This window comes from Firmicutes bacterium HGW-Firmicutes-1 (assembly GCA_002841625.1).
Lineage (GTDB): Bacteria > Bacillota > Clostridia > Lachnospirales > Vallitaleaceae > HGW-1.
The window spans coordinates 61,879-84,683 of record PHAG01000014.1; the positions used below are offsets into that span (position 1 = coordinate 61,879).

The 22,805-nt window shown below is 33.4% G+C and carries 22 protein-coding genes and 1 pseudogene; 5 read left to right on the forward strand and 18 right to left on the reverse strand.

Annotation, left to right across the window (positions count from 1 at the left end; translation table 11 throughout):
• Nucleotides 1-72: 72 nt before the first annotated feature.
• The 10 genes and pseudogenes from CVU84_15700 to CVU84_15745 form a co-directional block, all read right to left on the reverse strand.
• Nucleotides 73-1,548, reverse strand: coding sequence for a hypothetical protein (locus CVU84_15700; protein PKM93429.1), 1,476 nt, complete (start codon nt 1,546-1,548; stop codon nt 73-75).
• The gene (locus tag CVU84_15705) at nt 1,541-2,233 is read right to left on the reverse strand and encodes a DNA-binding response regulator (GenBank protein PKM93430.1); all 693 of its coding nucleotides are present in this window, start codon (nt 2,231-2,233) and stop codon (nt 1,541-1,543) included. The genes CVU84_15700 and CVU84_15705 overlap by 8 nt, the downstream gene beginning before the upstream one ends.
• A gap of 215 nt (nt 2,234-2,448) precedes the next feature.
• Nucleotides 2,449-2,523, reverse strand: a pseudogene (locus CVU84_15710) (TM2 domain-containing protein).
• Nucleotides 2,524-2,990: 467 nt separating this feature from the next.
• Complete coding sequence (locus CVU84_15715; protein ID PKM93431.1) at nt 2,991-3,950, reverse strand: AEC family transporter; 960 nt, start codon at nt 3,948-3,950, stop codon at nt 2,991-2,993.
• A gap of 34 nt (nt 3,951-3,984) precedes the next feature.
• Nucleotides 3,985-5,631, reverse strand: a complete 1,647-nt coding sequence (locus CVU84_15720; GenBank protein ID PKM93432.1) for a hypothetical protein — start codon at nt 5,629-5,631, stop codon at nt 3,985-3,987.
• The gene (locus tag CVU84_15725; protein ID PKM93433.1) at nt 5,618-6,421 is read right to left on the reverse strand and encodes an ABC transporter; all 804 of its coding nucleotides are present in this window, start codon (nt 6,419-6,421) and stop codon (nt 5,618-5,620) included. The genes CVU84_15720 and CVU84_15725 overlap by 14 nt, the downstream gene beginning before the upstream one ends.
• Nucleotides 6,422-6,498: 77 nt before the next feature.
• Nucleotides 6,499-7,707, reverse strand: a complete 1,209-nt coding sequence (locus tag CVU84_15730) for a macrolide export ATP-binding/permease MacB (GenBank protein PKM93434.1) — start codon at nt 7,705-7,707, stop codon at nt 6,499-6,501.
• Between the two features lie 10 nt (nt 7,708-7,717).
• Nucleotides 7,718-9,019 carry a hypothetical protein gene (locus CVU84_15735; protein ID PKM93435.1) on the reverse strand — a complete coding sequence of 434 codons (1,302 nt, stop codon included), beginning with the start codon at nt 9,017-9,019 and terminating at the stop codon, nt 7,718-7,720.
• A 24-nt stretch (nt 9,020-9,043) separates the two neighbouring features.
• Nucleotides 9,044-9,775: a hypothetical protein gene (locus CVU84_15740; GenBank protein PKM93436.1), complete on the reverse strand. Its 732-nt coding sequence runs from the start codon at nt 9,773-9,775 to the stop codon at nt 9,044-9,046.
• 14 nt (nt 9,776-9,789) lie between these two features.
• Nucleotides 9,790-10,503, reverse strand: coding sequence for a macrolide ABC transporter ATP-binding protein (locus CVU84_15745; protein ID PKM93437.1), 714 nt, complete (start codon nt 10,501-10,503; stop codon nt 9,790-9,792).
• 406 nt (nt 10,504-10,909) lie between these two features.
• Between CVU84_15745 and CVU84_15750 the strand changes: the two genes are divergently transcribed.
• Genes CVU84_15750 through CVU84_15765 form a run of 4 tightly spaced genes read left to right on the forward strand, consistent with a single transcriptional unit; the run spans nt 10,910 to nt 12,397 of the window.
• Nucleotides 10,910-11,299, forward strand: coding sequence for a hypothetical protein (locus CVU84_15750; protein PKM93438.1), 390 nt, complete (start codon nt 10,910-10,912; stop codon nt 11,297-11,299).
• Nucleotides 11,300-11,313: 14 nt separating this feature from the next.
• Complete coding sequence (locus tag CVU84_15755; protein PKM93439.1) at nt 11,314-11,745, forward strand: hypothetical protein; 432 nt, start codon at nt 11,314-11,316, stop codon at nt 11,743-11,745.
• The gene (locus CVU84_15760) at nt 11,735-12,013 is read left to right on the forward strand and encodes a hypothetical protein (protein PKM93440.1); all 279 of its coding nucleotides are present in this window, start codon (nt 11,735-11,737) and stop codon (nt 12,011-12,013) included. Before CVU84_15755 ends, CVU84_15760 begins: the two co-directional genes overlap by 11 nt.
• 30 nt (nt 12,014-12,043) lie before the next feature.
• Entirely contained in the window at nt 12,044-12,397 is a 354-nt protein-coding gene (locus tag CVU84_15765; protein ID PKM93441.1) for a hypothetical protein, read from the forward strand.
• Nucleotides 12,398-12,475: 78 nt separating this feature from the next.
• Here the strand turns inward: CVU84_15765 and CVU84_15770 are convergent, their stop codons facing one another.
• Together CVU84_15770 and CVU84_15775 are read right to left on the reverse strand one after the other, a co-directional pair.
• Complete coding sequence (locus tag CVU84_15770) at nt 12,476-14,185, reverse strand: hypothetical protein (protein ID PKM93442.1); 1,710 nt, start codon at nt 14,183-14,185, stop codon at nt 12,476-12,478.
• 88 nt (nt 14,186-14,273) lie between these two features.
• Nucleotides 14,274-15,314: a 3-deoxy-7-phosphoheptulonate synthase gene (locus tag CVU84_15775; GenBank protein PKM93443.1), complete on the reverse strand. Its 1,041-nt coding sequence runs from the start codon at nt 15,312-15,314 to the stop codon at nt 14,274-14,276.
• Nucleotides 15,315-15,552: 238 nt separating this feature from the next.
• Between CVU84_15775 and CVU84_15780 the strand changes: the two genes are divergently transcribed.
• Complete coding sequence (locus CVU84_15780) at nt 15,553-15,720, forward strand: rubredoxin (protein PKM93444.1); 168 nt, start codon at nt 15,553-15,555, stop codon at nt 15,718-15,720.
• A gap of 6 nt (nt 15,721-15,726) precedes the next feature.
• Here the strand turns inward: CVU84_15780 and CVU84_15785 are convergent, their stop codons facing one another.
• From CVU84_15785 to groL, 6 genes are all read right to left on the reverse strand, one after another.
• Entirely contained in the window at nt 15,727-16,440 is a 714-nt protein-coding gene (locus CVU84_15785) for a DUF554 domain-containing protein (protein ID PKM93445.1), read from the reverse strand.
• Between the two features lie 25 nt (nt 16,441-16,465).
• A complete protein-coding gene (locus tag CVU84_15790) occupies nt 16,466-17,548 on the reverse strand; it encodes a DUF3810 domain-containing protein (protein ID PKM93446.1) in 1,083 nt (360 codons plus the stop codon).
• 36 nt (nt 17,549-17,584) lie between these two features.
• A complete protein-coding gene (locus CVU84_15795) occupies nt 17,585-18,298 on the reverse strand; it encodes an RNA pseudouridine synthase (GenBank protein ID PKM93447.1) in 714 nt (237 codons plus the stop codon).
• Between the two features lie 131 nt (nt 18,299-18,429).
• Nucleotides 18,430-19,890: an IMP dehydrogenase gene (locus CVU84_15800; protein ID PKM93448.1), complete on the reverse strand. Its 1,461-nt coding sequence runs from the start codon at nt 19,888-19,890 to the stop codon at nt 18,430-18,432.
• A gap of 67 nt (nt 19,891-19,957) precedes the next feature.
• Nucleotides 19,958-21,025, reverse strand: coding sequence for a hypothetical protein (locus CVU84_15805; protein ID PKM93449.1), 1,068 nt, complete (start codon nt 21,023-21,025; stop codon nt 19,958-19,960).
• A 149-nt stretch (nt 21,026-21,174) separates the two neighbouring features.
• The gene (gene groL / locus CVU84_15810) at nt 21,175-22,803 is read right to left on the reverse strand and encodes a chaperonin GroEL (GenBank protein ID PKM93450.1); all 1,629 of its coding nucleotides are present in this window, start codon (nt 22,801-22,803) and stop codon (nt 21,175-21,177) included.
• Nucleotides 22,804-22,805: the final 2 nt, after the last annotated feature.

Genomic DNA, 22,805 nt, shown 5'->3' on the forward strand with positions numbered 1-22,805 from the left:
TAGGTAGAAAAACAAATACCTAACTGCCGATCTTTTTTAACCGAATGAAAAGTCCCCCACTTCGTAATCACCTTATATTGGCAAAATAATAGTAAATTCAGAACCTTCATTTTTCTTACTCTTTACCTTCATTCTGCCTCCATGTCCTAAAATAATAGCCTTTGCAATAGATAGCCCAAGTCCATGACCTCCAGTATCTCTCGTTCTTGATTCATCTGAGCGATAGAAGCGGTCAAAGATAAAAGGTAAATCTTCTTTCGAAATCCCAATACCACTATCTTTTATGTGAATAACACAGTTACTATCTTCAATTAAACATTTAATAAATATACGTCCAGAGGGAGGTGTATATTTTACTGCATTATCAACAAATATTCTTAGTATTTGCTTCATCATTTGCATATCTAAAAACACTTTGATAGGCTCACATGGTTCACATACAATTTCTTGTTTTTTAGCATTAATCATAAGACTTTCTGTAGCAACCTCTTCGATGAGTTCATTCATATAAAACTCTTCCTTATTAAACTTTAAGGATTGATTATCAGCACGTACTAATGTTAAGAGATTTTCAACTAAAACTTGCATATTTTTAGCCTCATCAATAATCGCTTCGATTGATTCATCTAAAATTGCCTCATCTTCTTTTCCCCATCTCTTTAGCATGCTAGCATATCCATTTACAATAGATATTGGCGTACGAAGCTCATGGGAAACGTCAGATACAAACCTTTTTTGCTTCTCGTAATCTACATTTAACCGATTAAGCATGTCATTTATCGTAATTGCTAAGTCTTTTAATTCATATTTCGCTTTGCTAACGTCCAGTCTTTCATTCATATTTGTGATAGATATCTTCTCCGCTGTTTTTGTCATTGCATAGATTGGTTTTAGAATTCTTTTATTATTTAGACTTCCAAAAAACCATATAAAGAAAAATCCAAATACAATACAGGTAAGTAACATGATAGACAATGTGTTTAGTTGCTTATAGTATAGCGTTATTGGATGGATTATTTTCAAGGTCACTGTATCCATATTATCAGTAGTAGGATTGATATAATAAATAATCTTTTTACTTGAATACATCTTGTTATAAATAAAAGCTCCAATACTATCTATAATGGAATCAGGGTAATTATAATTTAGGTATCGCTCACTTGAAATAACATGATTCGAATCATTGATAAACGTTAACTCTATACCACAGTTTTCAACCTCTGCTATTGCATTTATACGCTTAGTGATATCATCTAAATCGTAGACACCTGACTCATGTTTATCAAAGGTGTTATCTACATATATATAGATTTTACCACTCTTTAGTTCAAGCTCATTACGCATAAATCCACCTAGCATAAATACAAAGGTTACTATTCCAATCATAACGTACAAGGATAAGTAATTAAGAGTAATCTTTCTTCTTATTGAAAATTTTAAGCTCTTAAAAAGATATTGAAGCGCATTCCTAATACCCTTTATTAAGTAAAAGGGAGATAGCAGTATATATATAGGTAGCTTCAATAAAAACTTTTTCTTACTAGTCATAGATAGCGTAACCTACCCCTCTTACAGTTTTTATGAGTTCAACTGCATATTGTTGATCAATTTTTGATCTCAAGTATCTTACATAGACATCAATTACATTTGTATCTCCGTAATAATCATAACCCCAAACCTTTTCAAGAATTTTTTCTCTATCTAAGGCAATATTTTTATTTTCCAGCAAATATTTCAATAATTCATATTCCTTTTTTGTAAGCTCAATATTGTCACCATTATAGGTTACTTGCCTTTTTATATCGTCAACCTCTAGTCCTTTAAAAATATAAATTTTCCCCTTGTGCTCATCTTCTTTTTCAGCTTTTTCTTTTCTTTTTAACGCAACTCTAATTCTTGCTAGTAACTCTTCAATCGCAAAAGGCTTCGTCATATAATCATCTGCGCCCATATCAAGCCCCATGACCTTATCAGAAACATCATCCTTTGCTGTTAACATAATAATTGGAGTGACCATCCCACCTTGCCTTAATCTTCTGCAAACCTCAATTCCACTCATTCTTGGTAGCATTAAATCCAGTAGAATCAAATCGTATTGACCTACCTGAGCCCTTTCAAGTCCACTACGACCGTCATTCACTAACTCAACCTCGTAGCCTTCATACTTTAGCTCTAATTCAATAAAGCGTGCGATTTTTACTTCGTCTTCAATTACAAGAATTTTACATTTCATATGATCACCTATTCCTCAATGACAATTTCATAAAAGTCATTATCAGCCTCGTCAATTTTATTAGAAGGTTTTTGTTTTTCAGTTACTTTGATTGGTTTACCTGATGATTGTCTTACAGGTGTCGCCTGCTTTATTGGCTTGGTTGCCCTTTCAGGCTGCGTTTTCATTCCTGGTTGCGCTTGATTTCCAGATTGTGCCTGGTTTTCATATTGCTCTTGGTTTCCATATTGCTTTTGGCTTCCATATTGCTTTTGGCTTCCATATTGCTTTTGGCTTCCATATTGTGTTTGACTTCCTTCTTGCTCTTGATTAGGTTTATACTTTTGTATTTTCACTTCACACTCTGTTAATAGTGCGATAATTACTATTAGGATTAGAGGAAAAAGATGCTGTTGTATTCCATATAAAAATATAAAAATTGCCAATATTAAAAGGGGTAAATTAATTAATGTCTCTCCTCTTCTTGTCATAATAAATCTATATTTCAACATATCGTTTAGAGTTACTTTAAACCTTTCCCACGAAGAATCATTCTTTTTCATGATCAAAAAAACAGCCATATTTATATCGCCTTTCGTTTTTTTCAAGTAAGATTCCGCTTCTTCGTATGAAACATCAATTCTTCTTTGCAATTCACGTATTAATTCTTCTGAAATATTCATAAGTATACCTCCTTTGCAATATTGTTCATTTCATAATTATAAACCTCAAACATTACTTCAACTTTAGTTTAAGATTAGAAATTCATTAAAAATACTTATATAAGCCCGAATAATCTCATAAAGAATACCCATGCAAATAAGGATATACTCGAAAATAAGGTTGTCAAAATTATAATTTGACCAGCCAGTTCCGAATCATTTCCCATATTTTTCGCCATAATATAACCTGATATTGCACTCGGCGAAGCAAATATAATTAAAATTGTACTTAACTCTACACCTCTAAATCCAAGTATGACTGCGATGCCCATTACTATAAATGGTAAGAAAAGTAGTTTTAAAAATGTAGCAATAAAAGCAAGTTTTAACCTGCCATGTAATGCTGCAAAGCTAAATTGCCCTCCTAGTAAAATCAATGCCAATGGAGTTGCAATGCTCCCAACATCTTCCATAGCTCTATTTAAAAACACAGGTATTGGTACTTTCAGTAATGAAAAAACCAATCCTAAAACTGAGGCAATAATCAGCGGATTCTTTAAAATCTCTATGATAAGCTTAAGATAAGAAACCTTCGTCTTTTCCTTTAATACCTCATCGTGAACAAATAACGTTAATACAAGGACTGCAAAAAAATTATAAACTGGAACCACTATTGGCAGTGCTACAGAAGCTACAGCTACTCCAGTTTCACCAAATAGGTTTCTAGCTAGTGGTAATCCAATTAACAAAAAGTTACTTCTATATGCACCTTGAATGAACGCTCCATGTGATCCCTTATTCTTAATTATTTTTGGTGTAATACACATGAGCAATGTGACCATAATTACAATACTACTTATAATAAATATGAATAGAGTCCAATCCGTTTTTTGACTAAAATCTATATGATATATATTAAAAAATAGCTGTATTGGAAATGCAACTAAAAAGCAAAACTTATTGCACTTGTTAATAAAGTTATCATCAAGGATTTGTATTTTCTTTAAAAATGTACCTAGTGCAACAATCAAAATCAGTGGGAACACTGCATTGAATGAAAATATAAAGTTGTCCATATAGTTCTCCTGAATTGATTCATGATAGTAGGTATTATGACTCTAACGTAACAGCAATATTTCTAAAAGTAATTTTCCATATAATAAAATTAGTTAATATTAATATGATCGCTAATAGGATCCTTCCCAATAAGAAAAACGAACAGAAAAAATGTATTCCAGCTTGTATCGCCAATACGATAAATAGTACTATCACCATTACTCCATCACTACCATTTCCTACATCATAAGGTTGGGAAAAGGGCAAGGCCTTACTAAAAGAGCAAAAACATATGATAATATATACAAGTAAATTTAAAAATACCAGCAGTAAATCCGGGAAAATTCTTACTCCAAAGATGAACATGAATATGAAACTCTGTATAACAAAAATAGGTGTCAACAAATTAATAATGACTGCTTTTAATGATCCCTTCAGAATTGCTGCAAAACTTTCTATAGGTAACACCTTGAATATCCAAGCCCCTTTATAATTCGTTGAATGCTTTATCATCATAAGTGCCGTTGGTATTAAAATAGCACAAAGATAAATACTAAAATACATTTTACTCATTGATATACTATCTACACTTTTAAATCCAACTTGCATAAATATGATCATGATTGGAAAAATGATTGCAAATCCAATTGACGGATACACCCGTAGCTTGAAATCACGTTCTTTTTTCATCATATCTGTTGTAAATTGAAATAGTATTTTTTCCTCTTTATTGAAAATAAGGATCTTATACAAATTACTAAATAACCCCGATCTTTTTTTCTTGCTTTTGGCTGAATTATTATTTAGTTTTTGCAAGTTATTTTCAAATGTAGGGATTAATTTTATATAAATAAAGATTGCTATCAAAGGGATGATAATACTCATCATTGACAAAACAACAAGGCTACCCGTGTAATTCTTGTTAAATATTAGTTCAAAAAAGCCACCAAACCATATTGGAGGAATAAAATATTGCCACCATTTTGGTTGGTATACCAACTCTAAATTAACAATACTAAAAACTCTACCAATTAATTGATACCCTATTGACATTACTATTGTAAGTCCAATTTGAAAATAATTAATGATATCCTTTAACTTTTCACCATCAAAGAATTTTAATATGATCAAATATAATAATGCAGATAAGACTACAATGAAAAAATCCATAAATATCACTGCTATCGAATAGACAAGGAAGAATACGATTCCATGTCTGATTAGTGCAGCAATCAGAGAAGTTCCCACTAGCGAGATCGTAATAAAAAACATATATATAATAATGTGTATGAGCTTCGCCATGTTAATGGTTTGTCTATTCACCGGCTTTGTAAATAAAATGTTTTTATCCCTGACATCTAATAGCACAGCAGAGAAATCAGAAATCATTGAGGTCATAACCATAAACATTAGGATACCAAAAATAATACTCATTTGATAAATAAAATTTTCTCCCATAATTGTTATGGGCACTAATATAATTCCTAACAGTGCGTATAACCATAATGATTTCAAGAAATTATTTGAGTCCTTCGCTTCGTTTACTTTGTTTTTCCCATTTCCAATGATCGTTGGGACTCTTCTACCATCCATGATTAGTTTCACTTGCAAAATCTTTCTCATAACCTCATAGTCAACGCCAAACTGCTCAAATAATCGCCCAAATCTATCTATTATTTTTAATACTTTAAATTCCTTCATTGATTTGCCCCTTCATAATAGCAACAAATTCATTGGCCATTTCTATATGTTGATCAAAGCCAGTAAGTTGATTGAAAATCTCTTCCAGCGAGCCTTCCATGCACTTTTCTTTTAACTCCTCAAAGCTTCCATCAGCAACAATTTCACCCTCATGAATAAGGATAATTCTATTGCTGATTTTTTCAACAACATCCATAATGTGAGAGGAATAAAATATAGTTTTTCCGGCTTTCGCAAGCCTTGTTAAGATTTCTTTAACTACAATAACACTATTGGCGTCTAGACCACTTAAGGGTTCATCTAAAAAAAGAATATCTGGATTATGCAATAAACTAGATATAAGCAGAACCTTTTGCTTCATACCTTTTGAATAAGAGGCAATTCTTGCGTCTATTACCTCTTCAATTCCTAATAGCCTCATAAGCTGAGTTGATTTAGTATCAACAACCTCACTTGTAAGTCCATATAAGGCTCCAATGAAGCCTAAATATTCTCTAGCTGTTAAATTATCATAAATATCTGCTACTTCAGGAACATAACCGATTGTTTTCTTATATTCAATATCTCCATCTGCTATATTTCTACCCAGTACTTGTACATTTCCGATGTATCCATCTACAAGCCCAAGAATAATCTTAATTGTTGTACTTTTTCCAGCACCATTCGGCCCAATATAACCAATAATTTCTCCCTTAAAAACCTCAAGACTAATCCTCTTTAAAACTTCCTTAGACCCAAAACTCATACTTAAATCATCTATTCGTATAGCTGTTTCTTTATTTTGTGACATTTTCTCTCTCCCTTATCCTTTTCTTCATTTCAATTTCAAACCAAATCTAACGAATCCTACCTAGCAATTTTCTTCTATTATTCGTACCTCAAAGATTCGATAGGGTTCAGATCAGCTGCTTTTTTTGCTGGATATACTCCGAAGATAATTCCAAGTACTACAGATCCTAGGAAGGTGAACAGTATTGTCTTAAAATCCACAACCGGAGGAATCTTAATAATCTTAGAGATAATTGCTCCACAAATAACTCCTAACATAATACCAATTAAACCACTCGTTCCAGTCATCATGATGGATTCTGTTAAAAACTGTAGAACAATGTCTTTTTTTCGTGCTCCCAACGCTTTCCTAATTCCTATTTCTCGAATTCTTTCCGTTACAGATACAAGCAATATGTTAATAATACCAATACCTCCTACTACAAGGGTTATAACAGCTATTACTAATAAAATTGCGGATATTACACCTAGTACATTTCCAACTGATTCTTGAATATCTTGCACGCTCGTCGCCATATATTTCTCTTTATTTTGATGCACAAATTCTAATAGCTTAATCAGCTTATCACCTGTGGCTTTTAATTGCTCACCTTCTTTAATCGCCATATCAAAGCGATCCACATGATCAACATTATAATACGTCTGAAAGGTTGATAAAGGGATAATGATTGTAGCTGGCACCTGTTCATTATCCATCATAGATGAAAAAGGGTCGTCTCCAGTATCTTGAACTCCAACTATCGTTAGTTTGATAATATCGTTTGATGCATTCGTTAGTTTTAACTCTTCGCCAATAACATCAACCTTACCGAAATACCTTTTTGCAAAATTATCATCAATAAAAACAACCTTCCGATTAGAATTAACGTCTTCTTCATTGATAAAACGTCCAAGAGCAACGTCTAGTGTTTGAAAACTTGTATATTGGGATGTGATTCCAACAACTGTTGCACTTCTCGTTTTTTCTGGAAGTCTAATTGTTCCATTTCTAGAACTAACAGCACTAATATTAACAACCTCTGGTAATGCTTCTAGAATTATATCTTGATCATGCATAGTCATTAAATCGCTTTCAGATAAATCACTTGACCTATATTGCAAAATAATTGTATTTGCTCCAAGCTTATTGAATTCTGCTTGCATAAAGGATTTAGCAGCGTTACCAATTGCTAAAATAGCAACCACAGAAAAAACGCCCATAATAATACCAACCATGGTAAGAATTGATCGTAATTTATTTGCACTCAGACTTTTATATGCTTGCTTAAAGTTTTCTGTAAAATGCATATTTATCCCCTCATTCCTCTTCTGGCATTATTTCAACCTTAACGCCCTCTTTGAGAATTAAGGATGGATTAATGACCACCTTGTCTCCAACCTTAAGTCCCTCAACTATTTCAGCATTGAAATCCGAGATAATTCCAAGGGTAACTGGTTGTCTACGAAGGGTATTGTTTTCATCTATTACAAAAACATATTTACTTCCGTCTTTGTCTTCTTTAAACATTTCGTAGCTAGCGATTATTGCTTGTTCCTTAGCTTCTGTCGTGATTTCACAATCAGTAGTATATCCTGGCTTAAGATAAGTTGCACCTTCTATAATTGTAAGTTCAACCGTTATCACAGTTTCTTCCTTAGCTCCCTCAACAGTCTTTCTTGCTATAGGATCTATATAACTTATCGTTGCAATAATATTTGCATCTTCTTTAATTGCATCACCTGTAATCATAGCTTTTTGGCCGGTAGCAATCTTCTTAATGTCATATTCACGTATATTTGCAACTATTTTCAATTCCTTAGAATCAACTATCGTACAGGCCGCTTGCATAGCGGTTGCCATGGTACCTGCTGGAACATTGATTTGAGTAATGATGCCATCAATAGGGCTAGTAGTTGCTTTATTTAGCTTGCTTATTTCTTCATTAACGCGATTCATGTTTAAATTGATTTCTTCAATTCGTTTTTGTTGTATTGCGATATCTATTCCTGAAGTATTCCCATTTTCTATAGCTTGTGTATCCCCTTGGGCCAAATTAAGTTCAGCTATAGTTACTTGATTTAATGCATCAGCGAGTTGCTTACTAGACGCATCTAAGTCACTCTTCGAGATAATTCCTTCGCTATAAAGTGCCTCGTTATTTGTATATGTAATTAGCAAATTATCATAAAGTGCTTTTGCACTTTGTAGATTAATCATAGAGATATCAGAGGCAACCTGAATTTTTTCCATTTGTAGTACTTGACCTTCTTTGCTTAATTGTAATTGGGCAAGCTCTGTCTTTAGAGTTGATAGATCAATCTTAAGTAGAGTATCACCTTTCTTTACAACATCTCCTTTTTCCACTAGCCATTCCTGAATTACGACTTGAGATGGTAGAATGATATCCTCTTTATTCACTTCCTCAACACGACCTGCAACAATTACTGTCGATTCAATGGGTAATAATTCAATGGTCTTGGCTTCCACACTATAGGTTTTGCCTTTACCAACTGAAAATCCACCTTCCCCTTTATTTGCTTTGATCATATTTAATACAATCATGATTAGCACAACTGAAAATATGAGTAAACCAATTATTATTTTCTTTTTCTTTTTCATAAGTCTGTTCTCTCCTAAAACTACCTAATTATAACTAATTGTATTGAGTAATAATGAACCACATGTAAGTAAAATACCAATAGAAAAAATAACACCTACAATTACAAATGCTTTTTTCCTAGTTAATCCACTTATTTCTTGAATACCAATAGCGATTAATATTAATCTCCATATGCTAAAAACTTCAAAGTTTAATAATAACCCATCTAACATGGTCATCTTCATGCTGTCTGGTAATAAGCTAGCTAAACTAGTTATTGGACGATCCAACAAAAATTCTCCTGAAATTAAATACATCAATCCTGTTACAATCAAGGATATCGTTGAAATCAAACCTACGTGTGCCATGATTGATACATATTTCATATATGAGCCATGGCCTTTAAAAATCATAGAACCCAACCAGTAGAATAGTGCACTTAAAAAGATCATAAATGCTACAGAGAAAGGTGCGATAATAATTGCAGCAATGGAAAAGATTTTTACTAATGTTTCTATAAGCTCTGGTGTCATAGCTTGATTAGTAGCTGCCTGAGCTTCTAATGTTGTCATCATAATCTCTCCAAAAGGACCTGAATAAGCTAAATAGAAAAGCAAACTGATAACCATCGTAATAATCATCGGTAACCAAAAGTTTGGCTTGTGATTAATTGACTTAAATACCTTACCTGGTGAATAAAAAATATTAAATAATCGTTGTCCAGATGTTAAAATTTCTATCTCTTCACCCATAATTTCTCCGTTTTCATGATTCATTGTACTACCTCCATTTATTCTTCTATTTTTTTCATTTTTGCCAATAATGGATTGTTTATCTTTTCATCACTCGTTAGATATCCATCACTAAACCGTAATACACGCTTTGTATGCTCCGCAATTTCCTGCTCGTGAGTTACTAATACTACAGTTACACCTTCTTTATTCAGCCCTTGAAATATAGCCAAAATTTCTTCTGAGGATGTACTATCAAGATTCCCTGTTGGCTCATCCGCTAAAATAATTGCTGGTGAATTCACAAGTGCTCTTGCTATTGCTACTCTTTGTTTTTGTCCTCCAGACATTTCATTAGGCTTATGATCCATTCTATCTAATAATCCAACCTTATCTAAAGCCTCAATTGCTTTGGCTCTTCTTTCTTTATGATGAACTCCAGCATAGATCATTGGCAATTCAACATTGTGCAAAGCACTGAACCGTGGTAATAAATTAAAAGATTGGAATACAAAACCTATTTTTTGATTTCGTATCTTAGCCAACTCTACGTCTGATAAAGAGGAAACTTGAACACCATCAAGGGAATATGTACCATTAGATGGTCGATCTAAGCATCCTAATATATTAAGCAATGTAGATTTTCCCGATCCTGAAGCTCCCATAATTGAAACAAATTCTCCCTTTTCAACTGTCAAGGATACTTCTTTTAGCGCATTTACTGCTATTTTCCCGTGTCCGTATATCTTATTAATTTCATTTATTTCTATCAATGTAGCCTATCCCCCCTCCCTGAGTAATATACATTTATTTCCTTGCAGGCGAACCAATTAATTATATCATATTTTATTATTGAAGTCTAATAGGGCAACGCTCAAATTCGCTTTGTGTAGTAAAATATTTGCATTTATTAATACAAATGGTAGAACCACATTACACTTTTTGATGATATTTGCACCTTGCATAAGTCAAACTAATTCTTTATATTAATTGGTACTGAAGCTAGTATTACTGTGTTATATTTCAAATTACAACTTAATATTACAATGATGTTCCTAGACATATTCAATGCTAGAATTAATTTTATTAATGTTTGTATTAATTTTATTAATATTATTATTGACATATTCAATATTCAGGTGTATATTAATCTTATCAAACAAGATTGAAGGTGATTTTATGAAATACAAAGCGCCAGGTAAATGTCCTGTATGCGATGAAAAGCTATCAATAACCAAACTGAGCTGTCCAAAATGCTCTTCTTCTATAGAAGGTGATTTCCAACCATGTGAATTTTGCAGACTACCAGAGGAAGACCTTGTATTTGTAAAGATATTCATCAAATGTAGAGGTAATATCAAAGATGTGGAGAAAGAACTAGGCATCTCCTACCCAACAGTTCGTGGTAAATTAGACAATGTAATTCGTTCTTTAGGTTATGAGGTAGTAACTAAAGAACAAGTAATGGAAAAAGAATTGAAAGAAGCAACTAGAAATGAAATTCTTGACCAACTCTCAAAAGGAGAGTTATCCGCCAAGGAAGCAACCGAAAAAATTAAAAGCCTATAAGGAGGTTATCAATAATGAGTGAACAACAAAAAATATTAGAAATGATAGAGAAAGGACAAATATCAGCGTCAGAGGGTATGGAACTTTTGGAAGCCTTACAAGGTATTAAAACCGAACAACCTTTAGTGACTACATCCTATAATAAAACGAAGTACAAGTTTTTAAAAATTAAGGTCCTTGCAGAAGATGGCAAAATAAATGTTAATGTCAATGTTCCCATTAGACTATTATTGACAATTGGAGAAATAAGCTCCAAAATGACATCCTTTATTCCTGCAGAAACCAGAAAAGAAATGGAAGAAAAGGGCATTGATATTACTTCAATCGATTTTGCAAAAATAATTGAGGAAATCATAAATGGCACTCTAGATGATCCTACCATTATTGACGTTGAGGTAAATGATAAAGAACATGGTTCTGTATTGGTAAAAATTTATGTTGAGTAGCAAAAATGTAATTATATGGGTAAATATTAAAAAGGGAACAAAACGCTTTAAATTACCCCTATCAATACCATTTATCGTTTTTGAAGAGATTTTTCAATCAATATTTGATATCATTGACTTAGCGGGCTTGTTTATTCCAAAGAAAACGATTGATTTCAGAAATCTCCTTGTTCAGATTTATGAATTGATTTGCTCACTTACACGTGAACCCTTTGATCTTGCAACTATTAAAACACCTGAAGCAGATGTAATAATAAAAATCAGATAACACAAACACCATTCAATTGGAGGAATCAGTATGTCAAGATTGGCCTTAAGATACATATCGTATGTGGCTGTACTATACGTGCTTTCTATGGTGATAGATACCATAGATATACATAGCGATGCTTCAATACTTTTGTTAGGCTTTGTTTTACTCCTAGTAAATATGATTATTAAACCTATTTTACTAATTTTAACCTTCCCGCTTAATATGATTACTTTTGGATTGTTCACTTTGGTTGTTAACACTTGGACAATATTATTTGCTGATTTTTTAGTGCCAAGCATAGAACTTAATGGCTTTCTTAATGCATTTATTGCTGGGGTTTTCATCCTACTTTTGAACCATTCATTATTAAAGCCACAAAAAAAGACTTCTCAACCTTAAAATGAATTCTGAAAAACCCTATAACAACAAAAAATCCCCAATGCTATTAAGCTTGGGGATTTTAATACGTATCTTAGTTTATATTTTAAATCTATGAACCTCTTTACTTAATTGTTCTCCGATAGCTGCAAGGTGTTGCGCAAGTTTAGCAACCTCATCTATTGCAAGACTTTGCTGCTGACTTATAGCGGCTACCTCTTCACTACTTGCAGCTGACTGCTCAACAATAGCTGCGATGCTGTCTATCTCATCTGATGCTTTGTTTGAAGACAAATTAATATCTTTAATGGAAATAATAACTTCATGAACTTCACCAGCTACGTTTTCAAATTCATTCATGATAGCAATAAACGCATCTCCTGAATTAGAAACAGCAACTACACCTTCCTTGATATCCTTATTTCCACTTTCTATTATTTTAACTGCTTTTGTTGTTTCCTCTGCAATTTCATTCGTTAACTTGCTTACCTCTTTAACAGACTGTGTACTTTGCTCTGCAAGCTTTCTAATTTCTTCAGCTACAACTGCAAAGCCTTTGCCTTGTTCACCTGCTCTTGCTGCTTCAATTGCTGCATTAAGCGCCAGTAAGTTCGTTTGATCAGATATATTATTAATCACATCTGCAATACTTCCAATACGTTTTGATAAGGCTTCTAGTGAAGTGATTGCTTTTGTAATTTTTTCAAATACATCCATGACTTTGTTGATTTTATCCCCCGCACTTTTTGAGAGTTGAACACCATTCTCAGCAACATCCGTGGTTCTTTGCGTACTTTCATTCACATGCTCAGTATTTTCTGAAACCTTCTGTACTTTATTATTCACATCTTTCATTAAGCTAGCAGTCTTTTCAATGGCTTCTGCTTGTTGTCCAGCACCTTCTGCTATTTGAGTAATTGTCTCTGTAACCTCTCTGCTACCTGCACTTGTTTCTTGGGAAGACGCCGAAAGTTCTTCACTTGAAGCCAACAGGTTTTGAGAAATATCTACCACCTCTGTAATTAATTTCCTCAAATTCTGTCCCATAGTATCAAATGCATTTGCTAGGTCACCAACCTCATCATTCGACTCTATTATCAATGAATGTGTGAGATCCCCACTAGCATATACATTTGCACCTTGTACAAGTTTCTTAATATTACTAACAAGTATTTTTGACATCACATATCCAATGAGTAAACCTGCAATAAGTACTAGTATCATCGAAACAACTTGTACGAAGGATGAAAATCTAAGAGCATCCTTCATGACTTTATACTCTTCAATTTTTTCATTTTCAAAAGAGACCCTAATTTCTTCTATCCTAGTTAAAAGCTTCCCTTTTTGTATGCTTGCTTCTTTGTTTAATGCTTTATATTTATAAGTACGATTCACTTCTGTTAAGGAAGTATCCTTAGTAATAACAATAATTTGGTCAAGATTTCCAACGAATTCTTTTATATCATTTTTCAATTCGCTAATTAATGCTTTTTCCTCTTCTGTATCAACCGCAGCATCAATTGCAGCAATGATTTTTTCTAGTTCAAGAATATGCGCTTGATAAGCTTCAATAACCTTAATATCATTATTCATAATGACATCACTTTGATAGCTATATGTAATTTCAATCAAATTTTTTAATTCATATGCCTTGTATAAATCCTCAACTCTTCTTTCACTGTCTGTGGATGCACCTTTTATTTCATTTGAAAGAAATATATTAAAAATATTACTTAACAACACGATTACTGTGATAATTGAAAATCCAATCATTATTTTTGCTGTAAGTGTCAACCGTCTTTTTTGCATGATATCCTCCTATTGTAAATATATATAGAACTAATTTAATTCTACATCTTTATTGAATCTGTCACAATGGCAATCATTGGACTACAGCTTATTTGCTTAGCTTTTCAGCGATTTCATAAATCATCTTTTTTGTAGCTTCCCACCCTAAACATGGATCCGTAATAGATTTACCATATACATTGTCACCAATTTCTTGAGCCCCTTCAACAATGTAGCTTTCAATCATCAAACCTTTAATATATTTTTTTAGCTTCTTATCATATATTCTATTATCGAGAATTTCTCGTGCAATTCTAGGTTGTTCTTTATACTTCTTATTAGAATTTGCATGATTTGTATCAATTATAATTGCAGGATTCATTAATTGACGCTTTTCATATTGTTCAATTACTCTCACCAAATCTTCGTAATGATAATTAGGAATATTCGTTCCGTAATGATTTACTGCACCTCTTAAAATTGCATGTGTAAGCGGATTTCCCAAGGTGCCTACTTCCCAACCACGAAATATAAATTCGTGTCCAACTTGAGCAGCCTTAATTGCATTTAACATTATGGAAATATCACCGCTTGTTGCATTTTTCATTCCGACAGGTACATCGATTCCGCTAACCGTTAAGCGATGTTGTTGATTTTCAACAGATCGAGCACCGATAGCAACATAGCTTAATATATCATCTAAATATGCATAATTTTCCGGATAGAGCATTTCGTCTGCACAAGTAAGATGCGACTCTCTAATTGCCCTAATATGCATATTTCTAATTGCTTTAATACCTTCAAATAAATTGGACTTTTCATTTGGATCAGGTTGATGTAACATCCCTTTGTAACCTTCACCAGTTGTTCTTGGTTTATTTGTATAAATACGTGGGATAATAATGATTTGATCCTTAACAATTTCTTGCATTTTTGCTAGCCTTTCAACATAGCTACACACTGTATCCTCATTATCTGCTGAACAAGGTCCAATAATCAGCAAAAACTTATCGCTTTTTCCTTCAAAAACCAAATTTATTTCAGCGTCTCTTTGTTTCTTAACCTCAACTAAATCCTTTGGTAAAGAAATAGCATTAAAAATCTCTTTTGGAGACGGCATTTCCTGTATATAAGAGAATGACATATTCATTCCTCCTTGTTTTATAAGTTATTTTCTTTCAAAACCAACTGCAAATATTCCAATTCCAAGTATACCCCTAAAAGTTGGTTAACCTGTATTATATATGAATTCAGCCGAAATTGTCAACCCAACTACCTAATATATATTCTTAAAATCAGCAAATTCGACAATATGCTCATATTTATATTGATAACTCCATTATAATATAGGATAATAAACTTATCAAATTGTTTGGAGGTTCAAAGGAATGAAAACTTACAAATGTACGGTATGTGGTTATGTTTATAGAGAAGAAAAGGGCGAATCAAGATGTGATGTGCCCCCGAATACTACTTTTGAAAATTTACCTGATTATTTCAGATGCCCTACCTGTAATGAAACCAAGATGGCATTTATTCCCAATACCAAAGAATAATGAAAGCTAAAAAATCAAAGCAATAAGTGGTTTACCTATAAGATACCATACAGCTGGCACCAAAATAGCCGGAAGCATATTAGCTGTCTTTACCCTTAGAATATCCAACATGGAAAGTCCTATACCAACAATTAGGATACCACCTACTATGGACATTTCTCTTATAATGTCTACTGATAGATAAGGCTCAATATAACTAGCAAACACAACGATAGTACCTTGATACAAAAGTACAGCAACAGCTGAAAAGACAACTCCAATACCTAGTGTAGTTGTCAGTATAATTGCGGTAATCCCATCAAGAACGGCCTTAGCAAATAACATATTATGATTATTTCTTAAACCGCTTTCTAAGGATCCGATAATTGCCATAGTACCAACACAAAAAATTAAGCTTGCAGTAACAAACCCTTGGGAAATATTATGCTCACCTTTACCGATTTTTTTTTGCAAAAAATCTCCTAAACCTTCAAGTCTTCTTTCAATACCAATCCACTCACCAACTAATCCTCCAATAACAAGACTTAAAATAAATAGAATAGATTCGCTATCTGGATTTAGCAATCCACTAATAGCTGAAGAAGTCCCAATAAACAAAACTGACAATCCAATACCGTGCATAACGATCTCTTTATACTTGTCTTTAAGGCCATTTTTTACTAATAATCCTAATAAACATCCAAGTACTATAGCAACTGCATTCACAATACTTCCTAACATAATGCACCCCTGTCTTTTTCTATTTTTATACTTCGCCATCTACCATATAATCTGCAATCAACAAATCAACAAACTGTCCATAACTTTTTATGCCATCTGGCTGATTGTATGCTTTAAGATAGGAATCATTTAACTGATTCACTACAGCTGATGCAGACTGGCTTTCGGCTTTTTCCCAAAACTCCCAATTATATGAACTATCTTCTAAAACCTTACCATCTATGCTTTTTACAAGTGAATAATACAACCTTGAATCTTCCTTTAATAGCGCGCTTCCAACATATTCCATTGCAGAAAAATATCCCGAATATTGAAACAACAGATCTTCATTATTCTTACATGCTAAAAAGCCAATATAGTTCGCAGCCTGTTCCTCTGCAAAGCCCTTCTGATGAGCTATTTCATGGCAGGCAGTATGTGGAAGAGTGAAGATCGGTGCTTGAATATTGATGGTTGGTTCCCCAATAAAAAACAAATAAACACCGCTATATCCACTCATCGTTTGAATTGGAGAAGAAAGCAATCCCTTTACTACTACCTTATCTTTCTTAATAAATTCATATTGTTTATTTAATTCTTCGTATCCTCTATATGCATTATGTAATATATCTCTTTTGCTGCTTAAACTATCTTCAGGCAATTCCCGCCTTAAACTATTCGTCTTAATTATTAAAGCTTCAAAGGTTGCAACTAGTGCTTCTTTGTTGTTTTTTTCAATTGGAAGAGACATTAAATCTTCAATATCAGTTCTATAATGATTAAGTAGCCACACACCATCAAAAATACAGGTTACCAAAACAATTGAAAATACAACATAAGATATGCCTAGAATTAGCTTGTCAAATTTTCTTTTGATCGTAAAATGTATTAGTTTAATCAGAACAATAAGTATTCCAATTATAAAAAACATGATGAAAATTTCTCCGACAGAAAACGGCACTATGTTAGATATACTTGTCAATAAATTAGATATGACTGGATATATGCCTCTAGAATACACCCTCTCTACAAGCTCCGCATGTTCACCTGCAAATTTAATTACAAAGGCTTTCAGACCTAACAAACAAAAGCTCAACACCCATAACATTAGAATCTTCTTGTTTTTCATAATAATCACTCCTTTAATTGGTTCAAAATTGGAGCTTTAAAATTGATCAAAGGGATATTCCGTCGTATCTATTGTAAAAGTCATAGATTTTCCTGTTTTTGGATGTTCAAAGGATAGAAGATGTGCAAATAGAGCAATGGAAAACCATTCTTTAGAGTCTATAAGACCAAAGGTCTCATTATACTTTGTATCACCCCATATCGGAAGTCCCACAAAAGACAATTGAACTCGTATTTGATGATGTCTACCTGTTATTAGTTTTATATTCAGAAGAGAGATTTCTCCCCACTTTTCAACTACTTTTGATTGTATAAATGAATATTCAAGGATAGACTTTTTAGCTAATGAGGTATTTTCTGTTACGACTCGAGATAAGTTATTTGTTTGTTTCATTAAATAATGGGTAAGCAACTCCCCTTCGTTTTTGGGTTTACCACAAACCACAGCCAAATATTCTTTCTTAATTTTGTTAAGCCTTATTTGCTCTGATAATCTAGCGTTCGCATATGGTGTTTTTGCAAATAGCATGACTCCGCCGACAGGTCGATCAAGTCGATGAATCAAACCAACATATGGCTGTTTATTATGATCAAGCTTTTTTTGCAAGTGCTCTTCAATTAATGTTAACATGTTCACATCCCCACTTCTATCCTTTTGAGAAGGGACTCCTGGGGCCTTTACTACTACTATAATGTGTTGATCCTCGAATAATATATTTAGATTCATCCTTAACCTCATTCCACCTATCATTGTTTAAATACCCTCGCCGTTATAGCGAGGGTATTTGATCTTCAAATTTTTTGATGCGTAGCCGATTTTCTTAACAACTGGAAAAGCGGCAGGTAGATACCAAGTATTATATCTCCGCGCAGCCGATTTTCCTAACTTCCTGAACTATAGTTAGGCGCTTCCTTTGTAATTTGAATGTCATGTGGATGACTTTCTTTTAAGGATGCTGCTGAAATCTTTACAAATTGGCCATTTTCAATTAAATCTTGGATAGAAGCAGAACCACAATATCCCATACCTGCTCTTAGGCCTCCAATTAATTGATAAATTGTGTCTTCTAGAAGGCCTTTGTAAGCAACTCTACCTTCAACACCTTCCGGTACTAATTTTTTCTCATCTTGTTGAAAGTAACGGTCTTTACTCCCTTTTTCCATTGCAGCTAAGGAACCCATACCTCTATAAACCTTGTATTTCCTTCCTTGATACAATTCTGTATCACCAGGACTTTCGTCACAGCCTGCAAATATACTTCCCAACATACATACATCGCCACCAGCCGCTATTGCTTTAACAATATCACCAGAATACTTAATGCCACCATCTGCAATAATTGGTACACCATAAGTCTTAGCTACTTGTGCACAATCATAAATTGCTGTTACTTGAGGTACTCCTACACCAGCTACCACACGAGTAGTACATATAGAACCAGGCCCAATGCCAACCTTAACCGCATCTGCCCCTGCCTCTATTAATGCCTTCGTAGCATCACCAGTAGCAACATTGCCTGCAATGATTTGCAAATCAGGATATTTATCTTTTATGCTCTTAACCGCTTTTAATACATGCATTGAATGTCCATGAGCCGTATCAACAACAATTATATCAACCTTTGAACCAACCAAAGCATCTACTCTTTCCATCATATCTGTAGAAACTCCAACTGCTGCACCAACTCTTAATCGTCCCTGTTCATCTTTTGTAGAATCAGGATATCTAATTGCCTTTTCAATATCCTTTATAGTTATTAATCCACTTAGATTTCCTTTTCCATCAACGATTGGCAGTTTTTCAATTCTATGTTTACCCATAACCTTTTTTGCATCTTCTAAGGTTGTACCTTCAGAAGCTGTAATCAAATTTTCAGTGGTCATTACTTCACTAATTTTTTTATTGAAATCTGTTTCAAATCTTAAATCTCTATTGGTCAAGATACCAACAAGTTTTCTGCTTCCAACTTCCGTAATCGGAACACCAGAAATTCTGTATTTAGCCATAAGTTCGTTTGCTTCATAAACATAATGTTCAGGAGACAAGAAAAATGGATCTGTAATAACACCATTTTCTGATCGTTTCACTTTATCTACTTCATCAGCTTGCTGTGCAGTGGTCATATTTTTATGAATAATACCAATACCGCCTTGTCTTGCTATTGCTATGGCCATTTTTGATTCAGTTACTGTATCCATGCCTGCACTCATAAGCGGTATGCTTAGTCGAATAGTTTTCGTTAAATTAGTTGAGATATTTACTTCTTTAGGCAAAACTTTTGAATGTGCTGGTATCAACAAAACATCATCAAAGGTAATACCCTCTTTAACAATTTTATGCATATAGAGCCTCTCTTTCGTAATAATAGTGACTTTTCCTAAGTTGTTTGTGAGTGTATCAAAAATTTCATTATTTGTCAATATCTTTTTCATCTAGTATAAGAATAGACGGTAAGACTGATAAATCTATTTCTTCGATTATTTGCATACTATCAGGATCTAATATCCTAATAAATGGTCTAGTAGGAAAATTCTCATTTATCTTTGAAACAATACCTATTTGATTATTGCTAAGTATTACTCCACTTCCTAATGGATATGGTGAGATGGAGTTTGTAAAGACTCTTACAATTTGTGGGTCAAAGCAAGTAAACGATTTAGCTATAATAACTTCAATGATTTCATAATGCTTCATTGTTGTACCAAAAGGTAAGTTGTACAGCAAGTTGTCATATTCATTTGCTATCGCTACGATACGTGCAAATTCATGTATAGCATCACCCTTCAAACCTAATGGAAAGCCTGTCCCATCAAACATCTCATGATGCATTCTTGCAACATTAGCAGATAATAAAGAGGCGTCAGGTATCTCTTGTATCATTTCAAAGCCTTCATCTGGATGTTGCTTATATATAGCAAATTCTTGATCTATGTAATCTTCTCTATAACGTGTACAATCCATTTTAATATTAACCTTACCTAAATCATGGAAAAGTGCACCTAAAGCTAAATGCTTAAGTTGTGTATCGTTGTATTTCATTTTCTTTCCTAATAAGCAAGAAATAACGGTTACATTTATAGCATGCAATAGAGAGTAGTCACTTTTGTTGCGAATTTCTTGCATACTAACCATAACTCTTGGATTAGCTACTATTTCTTTGATCATACTTTCAACCTGCTTAATAATCCCATCACTTGAGGTGAAGTATCCAGCTTTGATTTTTTTCAAACTATCTTGAAGCACTTTCTTTGTTGCTATCTTTGTTTCCTCTTTTATAAGTTCGTCATCAAGAATGCCTTTTGATAGCTCATCTTTAATATATATGTGTTGAAGACCAGTACCTATTATTTTTTCTATATACCGATCTGATAGCTCTACGCCTTCACTCAGTAGTATAATACCACTACTTGAATAAATTGGTTTTGAAATAACCATACCTTCTTTAAGCTTTTCCACATGGATTCTTCTCATAACCATACATCCTTTCAAATAGTTTTCTTATTATATTATATCTGAAAGACAATGTCGTTACAAGAGAATAAAATTAAATAAAATAAGACGTTGGCAATATTTTGCTACGTCTCATTTTATTTATGGTAATCAAATAATATTTAAGGAATATATATTTACATCATTCCCATGCCAGGTGCTCCACCCATTTGTCCCATACCCTTGTCAGACTCAGGATCATCAGCTACAATTGCTTCTGTAGTAAGTAATGTTGATGCAACTGAAGTGGCATTTTGAAGCGCGCTTCTTGCTACTTTTGTAGGATCAATAATACCTACTTTTACCATATCCACATAGGTTTCTGTTAATGCATCAAATCCAAAACCTATCTCTGATTCTTTTACTTTATTAACAACAACGGATGCTTCTAATCCAGCATTTGTAACAATTTGACGAAGTGGTGATTCTAATGCTTTTAAAATGATGATTGCACCAGTTTTCTCGTCTCCCTCTAAGGTTGCTATTAAATCTTTGATTTTCTTTGTAGCATGAATATATGCTGTTCCACCACCTGGAATGATACCTTCTTCAACCGCAGCTCTTGTAGCCGCTAATGCATCTTCCATATGAAGTTTCTTTTCTTGCATTTCAGTTTCTGTAGCTGCTCCAACCTTAATAACTGCTACTCCACCTGCTAATTTCGCAAGTCTTTCTTGTAATTTTTCTTTATCAAAATCTGAACTAGTTTCTTCTACTTGAACTTTGATTTGATTTATTCTTGCCGCAATCTCTGCTTTATCGCCTGCGCCGTCAACAATAATCGTATGCTCTTTTTGAATTTTTACAGTTTTTGCTTGACCAAGTAAATCTAAAGTAGTTTCTTTTAATTCAAGACCAACTTCTTCTGAGATTACTGTACCGCCAGTTAAAACCGCAATATCTTGAAGCATTGCTTTTCTTCTATCGCCAAAGCCTGGTGCTTTTACTGCTACGCAATTAAATGTGCCTCTTAATTTATTCACTACAAGAGTAGCAAGTGCTTCTCCTTCTACTTCTTCAGCAATAATTAATAGCTTTGCACCTGTTTGAACGATTTGTTCTAAAACAGGAAGGATCTCTTGAATATTGCTTATCTTTTTGTCAGTGATTAAAATATATGGATTATCTAAAACAGCTTCCATCTTATCCATATCAGTTGCCATATAAGCTGATAAATATCCTCTATCAAATTGCATACCTTCAACCAACTCTAGTTCAGTTTCCATAGTTTTTGATTCTTCAATGGTAATAACACCATCGTTTGATACCTTTTCCATAGCATCTGCAATCAATTGTCCTACTTCGTCGTCGCCAGCTGAAATCGCTGCAACCTTTGCTATTTGATCTTTTCCATTTATCTTTTGGCTCATACTAAGTACTGTTTCAACAGCCAATTGTGTTGCAGCTTTCATGCCTTTTCTAACAATAATTGGATTTGCACCAGCTGCAATGTTTTTCATGCCTTCATGAATCATAGCTTGAGCAAGAACTGTAGCAGTCGTTGTTCCATCACCTGCAACATCATTTGTTTTTGTAGCAACTTCTTTCACCAATTGAGCACCCATGTTTTCAAATGCATCTGCTAATTCAATTTCTTTTGCAATTGTTACACCGTCATTTGTAATCAGTGGTGTACCAAACTTTTTATCTAAAACAACATTTCTACCTTTTGGGCCTAACGTTACTTTTACTGCGTCTGCTAATTGATTAACACCTGATTCTAAAGCAGCTCTTGCTTCAGCACCAAATTTAATATTTTTCGCCATCT

What these genes read in the sequence shown, in the direction of transcription:
- CVU84_15700 (PKM93429.1), bottom strand. Translation starts at nt 1,548, where the DNA reads ATGACTAGTAAGAAAAAGTTTTTATTGAAGCTACCTATATATATACTG.
- CVU84_15705 (PKM93430.1), bottom strand. Translation starts at nt 2,233, where the DNA reads ATGAAATGTAAAATTCTTGTAATTGAAGACGAAGTAAAAATCGCACGC.
- CVU84_15715 (PKM93431.1), bottom strand. Translation starts at nt 3,950, where the DNA reads ATGGACAACTTTATATTTTCATTCAATGCAGTGTTCCCACTGATTTTG.
- CVU84_15720 (PKM93432.1), bottom strand. Translation starts at nt 5,631, where the DNA reads ATGAAGGAATTTAAAGTATTAAAAATAATAGATAGATTTGGGCGATTA.
- CVU84_15725 (PKM93433.1), bottom strand. Translation starts at nt 6,421, where the DNA reads ATGTCACAAAATAAAGAAACAGCTATACGAATAGATGATTTAAGTATG.
- CVU84_15730 (PKM93434.1), bottom strand. Translation starts at nt 7,707, where the DNA reads ATGCATTTTACAGAAAACTTTAAGCAAGCATATAAAAGTCTGAGTGCA.
- CVU84_15735 (PKM93435.1), bottom strand. Translation starts at nt 9,019, where the DNA reads ATGAAAAAGAAAAAGAAAATAATAATTGGTTTACTCATATTTTCAGTT.
- CVU84_15740 (PKM93436.1), bottom strand. Translation starts at nt 9,775, where the DNA reads ATGAATCATGAAAACGGAGAAATTATGGGTGAAGAGATAGAAATTTTA.
- CVU84_15750 (PKM93438.1), top strand. Translation starts at nt 10,910, where the DNA reads ATGAAATACAAAGCGCCAGGTAAATGTCCTGTATGCGATGAAAAGCTA.
- CVU84_15755 (PKM93439.1), top strand. Translation starts at nt 11,314, where the DNA reads ATGAGTGAACAACAAAAAATATTAGAAATGATAGAGAAAGGACAAATA.
- CVU84_15760 (PKM93440.1), top strand. Translation starts at nt 11,735, where the DNA reads ATGTTGAGTAGCAAAAATGTAATTATATGGGTAAATATTAAAAAGGGA.
- CVU84_15765 (PKM93441.1), top strand. Translation starts at nt 12,044, where the DNA reads ATGTCAAGATTGGCCTTAAGATACATATCGTATGTGGCTGTACTATAC.
- CVU84_15770 (PKM93442.1), bottom strand. Translation starts at nt 14,185, where the DNA reads ATGCAAAAAAGACGGTTGACACTTACAGCAAAAATAATGATTGGATTT.
- CVU84_15775 (PKM93443.1), bottom strand. Translation starts at nt 15,314, where the DNA reads ATGAATATGTCATTCTCTTATATACAGGAAATGCCGTCTCCAAAAGAG.
- CVU84_15780 (PKM93444.1), top strand. Translation starts at nt 15,553, where the DNA reads ATGAAAACTTACAAATGTACGGTATGTGGTTATGTTTATAGAGAAGAA.
- CVU84_15785 (PKM93445.1), bottom strand. Translation starts at nt 16,440, where the DNA reads ATGTTAGGAAGTATTGTGAATGCAGTTGCTATAGTACTTGGATGTTTA.
- CVU84_15790 (PKM93446.1), bottom strand. Translation starts at nt 17,548, where the DNA reads ATGAAAAACAAGAAGATTCTAATGTTATGGGTGTTGAGCTTTTGTTTG.
- CVU84_15795 (PKM93447.1), bottom strand. Translation starts at nt 18,298, where the DNA reads ATGATAGGTGGAATGAGGTTAAGGATGAATCTAAATATATTATTCGAG.
- CVU84_15800 (PKM93448.1), bottom strand. Translation starts at nt 19,890, where the DNA reads ATGCATAAAATTGTTAAAGAGGGTATTACCTTTGATGATGTTTTGTTG.
- CVU84_15805 (PKM93449.1), bottom strand. Translation starts at nt 21,025, where the DNA reads ATGGTTATGAGAAGAATCCATGTGGAAAAGCTTAAAGAAGGTATGGTT.
- groL (PKM93450.1), bottom strand. Translation starts at nt 22,803, where the DNA reads ATGGCGAAAAATATTAAATTTGGTGCTGAAGCAAGAGCTGCTTTAGAA.